This is a genomic window from Aequorivita aquimaris, assembly GCF_001573155.1.
Lineage (GTDB): Bacteria > Bacteroidota > Bacteroidia > Flavobacteriales > Flavobacteriaceae > Aequorivita > Aequorivita aquimaris.
The window spans coordinates 221,176-235,813 of record NZ_JRWG01000006.1 but is presented as its reverse complement, the minus strand read 5'-3'; the positions used below and the strand labels follow the sequence as shown (position 1 = coordinate 235,813).

13 protein-coding genes and 1 tRNA gene are annotated in these 14,638 nt (G+C 40.1%); 8 read left to right on the top strand and 6 right to left on the bottom strand.

The genetic code is table 11. The annotated features are described in order from the left end of the window. From LS48_RS11260 to LS48_RS11250, 3 genes are all read left to right on the top strand, one after another. Window positions 1-330, top strand: a 330-nt coding sequence (locus LS48_RS11260) for a GIY-YIG nuclease family protein (RefSeq protein WP_235811027.1), incomplete at its 5' end; no start/stop codon positions are given. Between the two features lie 86 nt (window positions 331-416). Beyond that, window positions 417-686, top strand: coding sequence for a GIY-YIG nuclease family protein (locus LS48_RS11255; protein ID WP_235811026.1), 270 nt, complete (start codon window positions 417-419; stop codon window positions 684-686). Window positions 687-864: 178 nt separating this feature from the next. Continuing rightward, entirely contained in the window at window positions 865-2,799 is a 1,935-nt protein-coding gene (locus LS48_RS11250) for a M1 family metallopeptidase (RefSeq protein WP_062622612.1), read from the top strand. 75 nt (window positions 2,800-2,874) lie between these two features. On the opposite strand, the gene LS48_RS11245 is transcribed toward LS48_RS11250, so the two are convergent. Together LS48_RS11245 and LS48_RS11240 are read right to left on the bottom strand one after the other, a co-directional pair. Continuing rightward, window positions 2,875-4,263 (bottom strand): M56 family metallopeptidase, encoded by a 1,389-nt coding sequence (locus LS48_RS11245; protein ID WP_062622611.1) that lies wholly within the window; start codon window positions 4,261-4,263, stop codon window positions 2,875-2,877. A gap of 2 nt (window positions 4,264-4,265) precedes the next feature. Continuing rightward, a complete protein-coding gene (locus LS48_RS11240) occupies window positions 4,266-4,631 on the bottom strand; it encodes a BlaI/MecI/CopY family transcriptional regulator (RefSeq protein ID WP_062622632.1) in 366 nt (121 codons plus the stop codon). A gap of 193 nt (window positions 4,632-4,824) precedes the next feature. Here LS48_RS11240 and LS48_RS11235 point away from each other — a divergent pair, with 193 nt between their 5' ends. Continuing rightward, a complete protein-coding gene (locus tag LS48_RS11235; RefSeq protein ID WP_062622610.1) occupies window positions 4,825-5,400 on the top strand; it encodes a PhnA domain-containing protein in 576 nt (191 codons plus the stop codon). Window position 5,401: 1 nt separating this feature from the next. Here LS48_RS11235 and LS48_RS11230 read toward each other — a convergent pair whose 3' ends face one another. The 3 genes from LS48_RS11230 to LS48_RS11220 form a co-directional block, all read right to left on the bottom strand. Further along, complete coding sequence (locus LS48_RS11230) at window positions 5,402-7,153, bottom strand: tetratricopeptide repeat protein (RefSeq protein WP_062622609.1); 1,752 nt, start codon at window positions 7,151-7,153, stop codon at window positions 5,402-5,404. Continuing rightward, window positions 7,153-8,931, bottom strand: a complete 1,779-nt coding sequence (locus tag LS48_RS11225) for a tetratricopeptide repeat protein (protein WP_062622608.1) — start codon at window positions 8,929-8,931, stop codon at window positions 7,153-7,155. The genes LS48_RS11230 and LS48_RS11225 overlap by 1 nt, the downstream gene beginning before the upstream one ends. A gap of 132 nt (window positions 8,932-9,063) precedes the next feature. Continuing rightward, complete coding sequence (locus LS48_RS11220) at window positions 9,064-10,452, bottom strand: dipeptidase (protein ID WP_045079106.1); 1,389 nt, start codon at window positions 10,450-10,452, stop codon at window positions 9,064-9,066. A 71-nt stretch (window positions 10,453-10,523) separates the two neighbouring features. Between LS48_RS11220 and LS48_RS11215 the strand changes: the two genes are divergently transcribed. From LS48_RS11215 to LS48_RS11205, 3 genes are all read left to right on the top strand, one after another. Beyond that, a complete protein-coding gene (locus LS48_RS11215; protein WP_062622607.1) occupies window positions 10,524-11,216 on the top strand; it encodes an aspartyl/asparaginyl beta-hydroxylase domain-containing protein in 693 nt (230 codons plus the stop codon). Beyond that, a complete protein-coding gene (locus LS48_RS11210) occupies window positions 11,216-11,710 on the top strand; it encodes a hypothetical protein (RefSeq protein ID WP_062622606.1) in 495 nt (164 codons plus the stop codon). The genes LS48_RS11215 and LS48_RS11210 overlap by 1 nt, the downstream gene beginning before the upstream one ends. A gap of 105 nt (window positions 11,711-11,815) precedes the next feature. Further along, window positions 11,816-11,897, top strand: a tRNA-Leu gene (locus LS48_RS11205). A gap of 130 nt (window positions 11,898-12,027) precedes the next feature. Here the strand turns inward: LS48_RS11205 and LS48_RS11200 are convergent. Beyond that, window positions 12,028-13,068 carry an endonuclease/exonuclease/phosphatase family protein gene (locus tag LS48_RS11200; protein ID WP_062622605.1) on the bottom strand — a complete coding sequence of 347 codons (1,041 nt, stop codon included), beginning with the start codon at window positions 13,066-13,068 and terminating at the stop codon, window positions 12,028-12,030. A gap of 98 nt (window positions 13,069-13,166) precedes the next feature. Here LS48_RS11200 and LS48_RS11195 point away from each other — a divergent pair, with 98 nt between their 5' ends. After that, on the top strand, window positions 13,167-14,633 hold the full coding sequence (locus LS48_RS11195) for a T9SS type A sorting domain-containing protein (RefSeq protein ID WP_062622604.1): 1,467 nt from the start codon (window positions 13,167-13,169) through the stop codon (window positions 14,631-14,633). Window positions 14,634-14,638: the final 5 nt, after the last annotated feature.

The following is a 14,638-nucleotide window of genomic DNA, read 5'->3' as shown; positions in this document are numbered from 1 at the left end:
GGTCACAGGTTCGAGTCCTGTTCCCGCTACAACATAGCCCCAAGGAAACTTGGGGCTTTTTTGTTTTTTGCATATATGGAAGAATACGTGGTTTACATACTGGCTTCGTCTAAAACGGAAAAACTTTATAAGGGCCATACCTCAAACCTGATCGAACGTTTTAAATCGCATAATGCACTTTCGGAAAAAGGTTGGACAATCCGTTATAGGCCTTGGAGGGTGGTCTTCGTACGTTTTTTTAAGACCAAAAAGGAGGCCATGTGTTTTGAAAAATACCTCAAGACGGGCGTCGGAAGGGAATGGATCGCCAAAAACGTACATTTTGAATAGCGCGTCAAGCCCATATCCGCCGCGGCGGACGCAGGTTCGAGTCCTGTTCCCGCTACAACATAGCCCCAAGGAAACTTGGGGCTTTTTTGTTTTTTGCATATATGGAAGAATACGTGGTTTACATACTGGCTTCGTCTAAAACGGAAAAACTTTATAAGGGCCATACCTCAAACCTGATCGAACGTTTTAAATCGCATAATGCACTTTCGGAAAAAGGTTGGACAATCCGTTATAGGCCTTGGAGGGTGGTCTTCGTACGTTTTTTTAAGACCAAAAAGGAGGCCATGTGTTTTGAAAAATACCTCAAGACGGGCGTCGGGAGGGAATGGATCGCCAAAAACGTACATTCTGAATAGCGCGTCAATCCCATATCCGCCGCGGCGGACACAGGTTCGAGTCCTGTTCCCGCTACTAAGAAAGCCTCCTTTTTTTGGAGTTTTTTTATGCCCTTTTACCTCCGCAATGACAATTCTTTAACAGCATTTTTACATTGCATTTAGTACATTAGCCGTTTATTTTTAAAACTGAACACTAATGAAGTATTTCACTTGCAATCTTTTGGTTTCACTGCTCCTCACCACCGTTTCATTTAACTTATTTGCGCAGGAAGTAAAGCCCGACAATCAACACCTCTTCGACAATTTCTCATATAGGCAGGGGAATGTTTATCGTACCGCCTCGGGAAAACCAGGGCCGGAATATTGGCAAAACTCGGCCGATTATAATTTGGAAGCCACGCTTGATGATAAAACGCACACGATTTCAGGAAATATAACTATTCATTACACAAATAATAGTCCGGAGACCTTAGATTTTATTTGGTTATATCTTGAACAAAACCGTTTTACTAAAAACTCCCGTGGAACTTTGACCACTCCAGTTCAGGGCAATCGTTACAGTGGCGACGTGGAGGGTGGTTTTGAGTTGAAAAATGTTTCGGCAAAAACCAAGACCGGAACTTCTTCAAAACATATAATTACCGATACGCGTATGCAGCTTTGGCTGGACAAGCCTTTGGACGCTAAAGGAGGTAAAGTTGAAATAAAAATGGATTTCAAATTTAAGGTTCCTGTAGAGGGAATGGACCGCATGGGCAGGCTGGAAGTAAAAGATGGAACTATTTACGCCCTCGCACAATGGTATCCGCGAGTGGCGGTTTTTGACGATGTAGTGGGGTGGAATATTGACCCATATTTAGGAGCAGGTGAGTTCTATTGCGAATATGGAAATTACGACGTGAAAATTACCGCACCAGCCAATCATACGGTAGTATGTTCCGGGGTTTTACAAAATCCCAAAGATGTACTTACAAAAGAACAGCAAACCCGATGGGCACAAGCTGAGAAAAGCGATAAAACCGTTTACATCATAAAGCCTGAAGAAGTTGGTAAGCCTGTTGCTTCTGTGAAGACCGATGGCATGCTCACCTGGCATTTCAAAATGGAAAACACCCGCGATGTGGCCTGGGCCGCTTCCAAAGCATTTATTTGGGACGCAGCGCGCATGAATCTTGGCGATGGCAAAACAGGATTGGCACAATCAGTTTACCCAAAGGAAAGCGACGGTAAAAACGCTTGGTCGCGCTCAACAGAATTCACAAAAGCTTCGGTTGAGTTTTACTCTAAAACATATTTTACTTATCCCTATCACAATGCAATAAATGTAGCGGCAAGCGTGGGCGGTATGGAATATCCCGGTGTAAGTTTTTGTCATTACCAAAGTAAGGGCGAGGATCTTTGGGGCGTTACCGACCACGAATTCGGCCACAATTGGTTCCCGATGATCGTGGGCAGCAACGAGCGCCGCTATCCTTGGATGGACGAGGGTTTCAACACTTTTATAAACCATTATAGCACCGAGGCTTTTAACAATGGCGAATATTTTTCTGACCAGGAAACACCCAAGAAAATAGTTCCCTATTTAACGTATGAAAACCGTGAAGGGATTGATACCTATCCAGACGTAGCCCAATCCATGAACCTCGCCTTTACGGCCTATTATAAACCTGCAGCCGGGCTTATTCTACTTCGCGAATATATTTTGGGACCCGAGCGTTTTGACCTCGCGTTCAATAGCTATATTAAAACTTGGGCCTACAAGCATCCGCAGCCAAACGACTTCTTCAACCATATGGAAAACGTGGCGGGCGAAGATCTTTCCTGGTTTTGGAAAGGGTGGTTTTACGGTAATGGCAATATCGATTTGGGTATTTCGGAAGTAAAACCCTATTTGGGGAATTATCTGATTACCGTTGAAAACGACGGACAAATACCGATGCCGGTGCAACTTGAAGTGATTTATGATGACAATTCAAAAGAAGAAATTTTACTTCCCGTTGAAATCTGGCAGCGTGGCAATAGCTGGACGCACCTTTTAAAAACGACCAAACAAGTACAGCGCGTGGTTTTGGATCCCAATAAAATGCTGCCCGATGTAAATGTTTTGAACGACACTTGGAATAAACTTTAAAAATCCCAACAAAGAAAAATGCTTCCAAAATTTATAGTTTGTAAGCATTTTTTTAACTAATATTTGGTAATTAATTTAGCATCCGCCTAAATGAACTATCGGGTATTGGCTTACATCTATAGTAACATCGTTCGTGCTTTTTTTCACCATTTCAATCGCTTCATCTGTGCTGTATTTATGTGGGCCTATGTAAAAAGTAGTTCCCCGTTTTCCCAATTCCTTTACATATTCCACTGGGTCTGCAATTGGCGCTGGCGGAGCCTCGGGAGCCATATATAAGTTTCCGTTTTCTGCTGAAGGTGTTTTAGAAACCTTTGGGGCTGGCGGCGGCGGTGGAATATCACTTTTTTCGCCCTTTTTTACTTTTGGAGGTTTCGGAGCCTTTGGAGGTTTGGGTGGGGGTGGAGGAAGACACTCAGGAAACGGCTCTGCATTTGCTTTCTGTTCATCGGTCATTTTGCGGTAAATGGTTTCCAAACGTTCCAAATCCTTCTTTTTGATGATTCGTTCTTCAATGTCAACCGCATTGTGTTTTTTTGCCAGTTTGTTGTACTCTTCAATTTCGGCTTTGGTGGCTTTTTGTTGAACAAGCTCTGAATGAACTTCTTTCTTTAAAACTTCTTTTGTGCTAAACCCATAAATCAATACGGAAAGCAAGGGCAAAATTAAAAGGCTTCGAAACCAGATGGCTCTTTTTGAAGTGTGTGTTTTCATAATTGTAAATCGTTTTTTGATTGATGAATAATTCAGTGAATGTGCCAGTGAAGGCGTGGCCGCATTTGATGAGAATGCAAGTAATATTTTTTGATAGTCAGAAGTTTCAGTGCCAGCGTTTAAAACGGCACGGTCTGCCAAAAATTCATGGTTCAGCTTGATGCTTCTTTTTATGAAAAAGAACAACGGATTAAACCAAAATACAATTTGTAAAAGTTCTACAAAAAGGATGTCCAAACTGTGTTTTTGGCGCGCGTGTGTTTCTTCGTGAAAAATAACTTCCTGCGGAATTTCACGGTTTTCGAATTGCTTTTTGTTCAGAAATATATAGTTGAAAAAAGTATGCGGAATGACGGTTTCCCTTAAAAGTACATTTATAAAAGGGGTGTTTTTATATTTTGGGTTTTTTCGAATTTGTTGGATTAATCCAAAAAGATTTCTGAAAAATTTAATGCTAAAAAACAGCACACCCAATCCATAAATCGCCCAAAGCACGATCGGCCAGAAATTTAAGGTTTGTTCAACTTCAGTATAATTAAATTGCGGAGATACTTCGGAATAAATGGGCACGATGGGCGAAACTTCCATATAACTGGTAAAAGTGATAAGCGGAATTAGAAAAGCGGCCAATAAACTCCCGAAGAGATAAAAACGCTTAAAAGTGTGCATGGAGGTGTTTTCCAAAGCAACTTTGTAAAAAGCGAAAAGGACGGCAAGAATGGCTGCGGATTTCAGTAAATATAGTTCCATAACTACTTCTTTTTAATTTCAGAATCTATCAATGTTTTAAGGGCTTCCAATTCTTTTTTTGAAAGATTGGTCTCTTCGGTAAAGAAAGAAGCAAACTGTGATGGGCTGTTGTTGAAGAAATTTTTGATCAGCCCGTTTACGTGCTTTGAAAAATAATCCTTCTTTTTTACCAATGGAAAGTATTCCCTCGAACGTCCAACTTGTTCGTAGTCCACAAAATTTTTGTCCTGCATCCGTTTCAAAAGCGTGGCAACGGTTGTGGTTGCGGGCTTGGGCTCGGGATATGCCTCTATTAAATCCTTCATAAAGGCGCGTTCGTGTTTCCACAAAATCTGCATTAATTGTTCTTCTGAATTTGATAAAGCCATCATTGAAATCTATTTGTATTCTACAAACGTAGAACAAAAATTTTAATTCTACAAATGTAGAGGCAGAAAATTTTACAAACAGCAAATCCCAAATTCCAAAAGATCAATCTAAACCTTAATATTAGTGCTCTGTTTCGATTTCTGTTTCGATTTGGATTTCAAAAAGAATATCTTTGACCCAAATTATTTTAAGATGCGTTTAGAAAAAGAATTGCAGCACCGAAGCGATAACAAATGCGAGCTTTGCGGTTCCGAAGAAAATCTTAGTGTTTTTGAAGTGCCAAACTCCCCAACTGATGTTGCCGATACAAGTATATTAATTTGTGAAACTTGCAAAGATCAAATAGAAGCCCCCGAAAAAGTAGATCCCAATCATTGGCGCTGCTTAAACGATAGTATGTGGAGCACCGTGCCAGCTGTGCAGGTTATGGCGTGGCGTATGCTCAATAGACTTAAAGCCGAAGGCTGGCCACAGGATTTACTGGATATGATGTATATGGAGGACGAAACCAAGGAGTGGGCAAAAGCTGGTCTTGCCGAAAATACCGGAATAGCAATAGTGCATCGCGACAGCAACGGCGTTATTTTGGAAGCGGGCGATTCTGTGGTTTTGATTAAAGACTTAAAAGTGAAGGGTAGCAGTATGGTTGCCAAACAGGGCACGGCCGTGCGCAGAATTTCTCTCGATCACGAAAACGAAAAATATATTGAAGGGAAAGTTGACGGACAACAGATTGTAATTATTACTGATTTTGTAAAAAAAATATAGACTAATATTTATAGTCCAATTTTTTCATAAACTCCTTGAAGCGAGTTTCGTTTCTATAGGCTTCAAACATAGGTTCGTTTGGCAATTCTATTAACCCAAGGTCATTGTACGTCCGGGCTTTTTCCAGCCAATAGTACATTTTTTCTTTATCTTGTAGTACTGCATAGGTTCCTGCAATTTGAAAGCTCCAAGCTTTTTCATATTCATTGATCATTTTAGTCAACGCGGCATTGGATTTTTCCTCATCTCCCAATAAATGATACACTATAGCTTCTATGTGTAACCTGAATCCTTCCAAAGGTTCTTTTTTTATGACTTCTAAGGCTTCTTTATATCTTTTCTGGTTTATTAATATTAGCGCATATAATGAGTATGCAACATCTTGATGGGCATTTAAGTCAATAGATTCCTTTATAGCTATTTCGGCCTCCTTGAATTTTTTCGCCATATAATAGGTGTTGGCTAGACTGTAATAATTGCCAGCATTTATGGGGTCGAGTGTAATTACTTTTTTGTGGATTGCAATGGCCTCTTCTGTATTGCCACGCAACAGCGCTACTTCTGACGCCCTGTGGAGGGCTGTTTCATTATTGGGCTCTAAGCGCAAAGCCTTTTCGGCGAGTCTTCCGGCTTTTCCGATATCATTTTCATATTCCAAAGATAACAACGACAGGAAGGCATAAGTTTCTGCATAGGTGCTGTCTGCTTGTATGGCTTTTTCTGCCACTTGATATGTGAGCTTTTTAGCCTCTTCATAATCAATAATTCCAAAATTATTTTTTGAGTGATATATATTGCCCAATGTTATTAAAGCTGGAGCATAAGTGGAATCTATAGCCAAAGATTTATTCAATAATTGTTCAGCTTTGAGCAAAGATGAATCGTCAAAATTATTGTGAAATATATGCCTGCCTTCCAAAAATAGGGTATAGGCATCGGTATTTGGTTCTTCTGCCTTTGGAATTATTTTATCCAATATCCGCAATTGAAGGTTTTCAGCCACTGCCTCGGCAATTTCATTTTGGATCTTAAAAATGTTTTTTAGTTCCTTTTCCCAACTCTGCGACCAAATATTGTTGTCGCCTTTAGTTTCAACAAGGTTTACACTTACTCTTATAACGCTGTCTTGGGAGCGTACACTGCCTTCAAGAATATAGGCTACTTGCAGGGTCTTGGCTATTTCTGACAAGTCCATTGCTTTATTTTTAAATGAAAAGGCGGAGGTACGCGAGGTAACCTGGAGTTCGTTTATTTTAACGAGCGAGTTCAGTACCTCTTCTGCCAGGCCATCGGCAAAATAGCCTTGTTGTTTGTTCGGTGACATGTCTGAAAAAGGCAAAACGGCGATGGATTTTTCCGGATTGGTTTCCAGGGCTATGGTGGGCTCGTTTTTTTGGGATCGCAACCTAAACCTATCCACAAACAATAAAATTATCGCGAGCGCCAAAAAAGCAATGATGAAAGTATTTAGTTTTTGACCCGTTTTTTGGGTTATGGATTTTTCTTTGGGAACGTTCCTGGTTTTTTTGATGCCATCGGCCGTAATTTCAAAAAACCATGAAATACAGACCCAAACCGGGAGCAGAACGATCAAAATGATTAAAATCATTTTTCCCACCCAAACGGGCGCATTAATAATAGGGGTGAGTATGGCTATGACCTGCAGCAAAACCCACGAAAACACCAAATATGAAACGGTGCCTTTAAAGACATTTCTTCTTCTCAGCTCGTTAAAAAAATCATTTAGATTCATTATTTACCGTTTTCAGTTTTAGGAAAGCCCATTTTGTCTATGAATTTTTGCCATCTTTTATCGGAGTGCAGATTCCGAAAGCGGGGTTCGGATAATACTTCGTTCAACCCAACATCGTGTACCTCGTACGCCTTATTCAGCCATTTGAAAGCATTTTCGGTATCATTTCTAAAGGAATAGCTTTCTGCAATTTGATAGGCCATATCATTGGTGTATTTTGCTATGAGTTCCTGCATATAGGCATCAGATTTTTCCATATCGCCCAATTTATAATATATGTCGGCATAAATTTGCAGGCTCCAGCCTTCATCCTCTTCTCTTTTAATAGCTTCCAAAGCGGTTTCAGTTCTGTTTTGTTGCAATAAGATTCGCGCGTAATAATAATGCACGGCATAGCGATTGGGCTGTAATTCTATACACTTTTTGGAAGCTGCCACGGCTTTGTCTAACTGGTCCGCACAATAATATGCATTCATCAACTGATAATAGGAGTCGGGATTTAGGGGGTCTAAACTTGCTGAATATTCCTGAAGTCTAACGGCACTATCCACATTGCCCAAAGCCAATGCAAGCGTAGATGTAAGGCTTATTATTTCGGGATTGGAGCCGTCCAGTTTTAGGGCTATTGCATTTAATTGTTGGGCTTTGGTAAAATTCCAGTCATAGCTTAATTCATAATCTGCCAAATATGCATAGGCCAATGCATTTTCGGGGTCTATTTCCAATACTTTTTTTGCAGCATCCTTTGCTAAAGTATAGCCCTGCTTAAAACCTAGGGTTCCATTGTTGGCCTGGGTTTCATACACTCTTGAAAGTAGCAGCCAAGCCGGCACGTACTTACTGTCTATTTGCAGTGCTTGTTTGGCTAGGGAAACAGCTTCTACCAGTTTTTGTTCGTCGCTGGAATAATTATATGCGTGCACTGCCTGTAAATATAATTTATAAGCTTCGGGATTGGTTTTTTTTGACTTTGGAAATGGTTTCGAATCCAACAGATTTAACTCCAGTGCTTTTACCACAGCTTCGGAAACCTCGTCCTGTATTGCAAATATGTTATCCATATTTCTATCATACGTTTCAGACCATAGGTGCTTATCTTCTTTTGCTTCAATAAGCTGTGCGGTAATACGCAGTAAGTTTCCAGATTTGCGCACGCTACCTTCCAAGACATAGGTAACGTTTAGTTTTTCTGCAATTTCGGGAATCTGTAAGTCTGAATTTTTAAAAGAAAAGGTTGAGGTGCGGGAAGTAACTTTCAGATTTTTGATCTGCGATAATAAATTCAGAAGTTCTTCCGTAAGTCCATCCGCAAAATATTCGTTGTCGTTTTTTTCAGAAAAATCCTCAAATGGAAGGACCGCAATGGTTTTGGAACTCATTGCTATGGGAAGATCAACGAAAGTATTGTTATTTTTTCTGTCGGTTATAATAAATCTGTCAATAACTAAAACAACAAGAATAAGCACTAATATTCCAATTATAATTTTATTGAGTTTTTTTCCAGTCTTTTTTCGGATGGAAGCAGATTCGGCTACTTTACTGGTTCGCTTTAAACCAGTTGGTGTAAATTCAAAAATCCAAGTAAGCAATAAATATATGGGAAAACCTATCAAAAGCAGGTAAAATAAGCTTTTGGAAATCCAAAGTGGCATTTCCGTAATATCCTTCAACAGTGCAGCAATGCGAATAAGGAGCCATGACACCACTATATATGAAATGGCTCCCTTTATTACATTGCGCCGCTTTAGTTCATCCCAGAAACTTTTGCCCCTCTTCACAACTCAAAATATTTGGTTAGCTATATTGAATCCTAAAGGTAGCGAATTTATTGATTATCAGTAGTTACACTTTTGGGGATGCAATCAGGGGATTTTAAAATGCCTTTAAATGAAACTTAGCTCATACGAAAATTACTTGCTCAATTCGGTGAAATAGTGATAAAACTGCGGAATGGTTTCAATCCCTTTTAAATAGTTCCAAATCCCAAAATGCTCATTGGGCGAGTGGATGGCATCACTATCCAAACCGAAGCCCATTAAAATGGTTTTGCTTTTCAGTTCTTTTTCAAACAAAGCTACAATAGGAATACTTCCGCCACTTCGCTGCGGAATCGGCGTTTTCCCAAAAGTTTCTTCGTACGCTTTTTCAGCAGCTTTATAGCCCAAACTATCTATTGGCGTAACGTAAGCCTGTCCGCCGTGGTGTGGTTTCACTTTTACGCGAACGCCTTCGGGGGCGATGTTTTCAAAGTGTTTTTTGAAAAGCTCGGTAATCTTTTTCCAGTCTTGGTTTGGCACCAAACGCATGCTTATTTTCGCAAATGCTTTGCTCGCTATCACTGTTTTGGCACCTTCGCCAATGTAGCCGCCCCAAATTCCGTTTACGTCCAAAGTTGGGCGGATGGAATTCCGTTCATTTGTGGAATATCCCTTTTCGCCATAAACTGCGTCAATGTCCAATGCTTTCTTATAATTTTCAAGACTGAAGGGCGCTTCCGCCATTTTCTCGCGTTCTTTTTTGGAAAGTTTTTCAACATCGTCATAAAACCCCGGAATGGTGATATGATTGTTTTTATCGTGAAGCGATGCAATCATTTTTGTCAAAACGTTTATCGGGTTTGCCACTGCGCCTCCGTACAATCCACTGTGCAGATCACGGTTTGGTCCGGTGACTTCCACTTCCACATAACTCAGGCCACGAAGCCCCGTTGTTATTGATGGAACGTCTTTAGCAATCATTCCCGTGTCGCTGATTAAAATAACGTCGTTGGCCAATTTCTTTTTGTTTTTGGTAACGAACCATTCCAAACTGCTGCTGCCCACTTCTTCCTCACCTTCAATCATAAATTTTACGTTGCAGGGCAGTTGGTCGGTTTTGGTCATATATTCCAAAGCCTTTACGTGCATATACATTTGGCCTTTGTCGTCACAGCTTCCGCGGGCGAAAATGGCGCCTTCGGGGTGCAATTTTGTTTTTTTTATGACCGGCTCAAACGGCGGACTGTCCCATAAATCCAACGGATCTGGCGGTTGCACGTCGTAATGGCCGTAAACCAAAATGGTCGGCAGTTTTTTATCAATTATCTTTTCGCCGTAAACAATTGGGTAACCGGGCGTTTCACAGATTTCGACCGAATCGCAGCCTGCTTTTTCGAGTTGCTTTTTTACGGCTTCCGCAGTTTTTAAAACGTCTTTTTTGTAAGCTGAATCGGCGCTGATGGAAGGTATTTTCAACAGTTCGATCAATTCATCCAAAAAGCGTTCTTTGTTTTTTTCAATATAAGGTTTTGCACTTTTCATTCTGATATATTATTTTTTCTAAAAGTACTAAAAATGCCGTAATTTGGCAGGTAAACCAACGCTTTCATTTTATGAAAACTGCTTTTTTGAAATTGCCTTTTCACTTTTCGGAAGAAAAACTTCTTAAGGATTTGGAGGTATGTAAAAGGTATGATTTCACTTCACACTTCAACGAAAATGATTATTCGGGCGATTGGACCTCAATCTCGCTGCGTTCCCAAAATGGCGAAATGAACAATATTTTTGCTCTTCCACAAACCGAAAAAAAATATAAGGACACGGAGCTGCTTCAAAAATGCACCTATTTCAAAGCAATTATCGATTCTTTTGAATGCGAAAAGGAATCCATTCGGCTTCTGAATTTAAAACCGGGTAGCGTTATTAAAGAGCATACGGATTATAATTTGGGCTATGAAGATGGTATTTTCAGAATCCACATTCCAATTACTACAAATGAAGGAGTTCATTTTTTTATCAATCATGATGAAGTAAAAATGCTACCCCAGGAATGTTGGTACGGCAATTTCAACTTGCCGCACAGCGTTCGCAACGAAGGAAAAACCGATAGAATCCACTTGGTGATGGACTGCTTGCGCAATGATTGGTCTGATAAATTATTTGCGGAAAGTGGCTATAATTTTGAAGCTGAAAACGTCCAACCTGAATATTCCCGAGAAACAAAACTGCAAATGATTGAACAATTGAAATTGATGGATACTGAAATTTCCAGGGAAATGATACTGCAATTACAAAAGGAGCTTTAATGGAACAGGGGAAAGAACGCGACTTGGTTTTGGAACGGATTTTTCAATTTTTTGATGAAATTTCCATCCGATATATTTTCACCGAAATTGAAACAGAAACCTTTTTGCCCGGTATCCAAATTAAAAATGGCGTCCTGCAAATTGATTTGCAAAAGCTTAAATACCCTGGCGATTTAGTGCACGAAGCGGGACATATTGCGGTAACAAAATCAGAAGAGCGAAATGGCTTAAACGATAACGTAATTGAAAACAATGCAGAAAAGGCTGGTGATGAAATAGCGGTATTGTTATGGTCTTATGCCGCAGCGAAGAAAATAGGTTTGGCTCCCGAAATTGTTTTTCACGAAGACGGTTATAAAGGGGAAGCAATCTGGCTTCGGGAACAGTTTGAGGGTAAAAATTATATAGGTTTGCCGCTATTGCAATGGATGGGACTTACTGATGTGGAAGGTAAGGATGCCTTCCCCAAAATGAAAGCTTGGCTGCGCGAGTAAAAATCCTTCAAAAAATTTTCAAAATAAGTTGGCGTTCATTTAGAAGTATTATTTATATTTGCACTCCTTTTACAATATGTCCTAAGTGTTGTAAAGGATTTTGATGCAGGCGTGGTGGAATTGGTAGACACGCTAGACTTAGGATCTAGTGCCGTGAGGTGTGAGAGTTCGAGTCTCTCCGCCTGTACAAATAAAAAAAGCTGACTTTAACGAGTCAGCTTTTTTGTTTTTAAAAATTTTTGTTTGTGAGAGTTCTCCCGAAGCCTCTGGGTCTCCGCCTGTAAAAGTTAAAAGCTCTTCAGAAATGAAGGGCTTTTTTATTGATTGTCTTTTCCGTTTTCAATCAACTCCTCAATCTCCTCTTTATCATCTCCGTTCAGTTTTGGGTTTTTCGGGGTCTGGACTTTTTTTTTGTGGTGAATTTCATAATACATAGCGAAATGATCACTGCCAAAGTTTTTGGAACGGACCATTTTCCCCACGTACAAATCGCGGGTGTGAAAAAGATGGTCCAACGGGAAACGCAAAAAGAAATAATCTGCGTGATAGGTAGAAAAGAAACCCCGGCCCACGCGCGGATCGATCATTCCAGTCATTTTTTTGAAAAGTCGGGTGGTGCGGCTCCAAACCACATCGTTCATATCGCCACAAACCACGGTGGGCTTGTCCAAATCACGAATTCTTTTTCCGGTAAGCATCAGTTCGGCATCGCGCTCTTTTGAAGTTTCGTTTTCGGTTGGGCTTGGCGGCGCGGGATGCAGGCAACAGAAAAAGATAGGAGGATTTCCTTCAAGGGGAAAATCGAAAAAGATTGAAGGCTTATCATCTTCAATCTGGTATTTCACTTCCACGTTTTTCAATTCCTTTTTTGAATAAAGGTGCATTCCGTAAAAATTCTCCAAAGGTACTTTTACGGTGAACGGATAGTCTTTTTCAATCTCGGAAAGACAATTTTCCCAGTCTTTGTTGCTTTCCATCGTTAAAACCAAATCGGGGTCAAAACGTTTCACTTCATTTAAAAAATCGGGATAGCAGGAATTGGTCTGCAGTACGTTTCCCGCTAAAATTGAAACATGCCCATCACTTTCAGCCTGCGATCTTCTTCGTGGGAAAAGAGAACTGTACGGAAATACTTTGTAAAGTTGATAAATCATGGTAGCCGCTAGACAAGCAAGCAATATCCAACTAAAAGCAGTAAAATTTTCTTCGAAATACAGAAACAAACCCAATAAAATAAGTTGGATAAATAACGATTGAAGCCTCACAAAATCTGCCGTACGGAAAAACCAATGCGGATTTCCCGTGGCTGGAAAAAAGGGGCTGATGATAAAGAAGATTATCAAAATGTATAGAACCATTTTCCAAAGTTAGTTTTTTTCAAAATGCTAAAGCGTACAAATATCTTTTTTGCTTAAACGCATATTCCTACTTTTACGGCTTCAAAAAAAATAAACCCATGAAAAAAATTATCCTCAGTACATTTTTACTTTTTCTAACTTTTATTGCCTTTGCACAGGATTATACTACACCAAATACGGGCGTAACCTGGACATTGGATGACATTGCAGCGGCAAGTCCCACAACAATTACAATTTCTGGAAGTGAATACACGCTTTTGGGAAATTTGACTATTTCTGAAAATGATACGGTAATAATAGATTCAGATTTGACGCTTTTAATTGATGATGCAAAGCTGGTAACAGTTTTTGGAACATTTACGGTAAATTCGAACGCGGTAACCATTACGGCTTTGGATGAAAATGCCCCTTACGAAGGTTTCCGTTTTGAGGAATTTTCAACTATAAATATCAGTAATGCCACTATTGAATATGGCGGCGGACTTCGAGTTTTGACCGAAACGTTTTCGATAGATGGCTGTACGCTCACAAACAACGTATCTGGCGCAACCACAAGTGCAGTAATCCAGCTTTCGCGCGGCTTGCCACAGATTACAAATAACACCATTTCTTTCAATGAAAATCCAGCAATCGGTTCCGCAGCAAACTCTGCAGTTTCGGCATATATTTTCAATAATATGATTGAAGGGAATAACCAGGCCAACAGCAACCGTCCGCAAATAAATTTGGGTACAACCTTGGCCAATGAACCGTTGGAAATTATCCAAAACACAATCATCGGCGATCCTGCTTTGGAACAAGCCGGCGGTATTGCCATAGCCAACTTTGTGGGTGGCAATGTAAATGTGGTTATTGATAACAACATCATTCGCGGCAACCGCTATGGAATCACTATGCTTGGAATAAACGATTCTGCGGAAATCACAAACAATATTATCGAGGACAACAACATACAGGGCGATCCAAATCTTGGCGGAAGCGGTATCAACCTTAATAGTTCCACTACGAGTGAAGATGTGATTATTTCGGGTAATGAAATAAGAAGAAACCTTTGGGGAATAACGCTTCAAGGTTTGGCATCCGCAAATCTTGGCGACGATACAAACAATCCTGGCCAAAATGTTTTTGCTGAAAACGAAAATGGCGGCCAAGTGTATGCGCTTTACAACAATACGGCAAACACAATTTCAGCAAAACACAATTGCTGGATTGAAAATCAACAAAGCACTGAGCAACAAGTTGAAGATGTTATTTTCCACAGCGTGGACGACCCAACTTTAGGCGAAGTAATTTTCGAACCATTCCTCTGCGGTATTTTGGGAGTTGTCGATAATACCCTTGAAAACGTCAGCTTTTATCCAAATCCGGTGAAAAACGAAATCAATTTCAACAATATTTATTCTTTTTCAACAGTTGAAATTTATGGTGTACAGGGCAATTTGATTGTTTCCGAAACTATTTCTGAAGGGCAAAACAGTTTATCTATAAATCTTCCTTCAGGATTGTATTTTGTGAATTTCAGCAATGACTTACAAAACGTTACGAAGAAAATGGTGGTGGAGTAATCTAT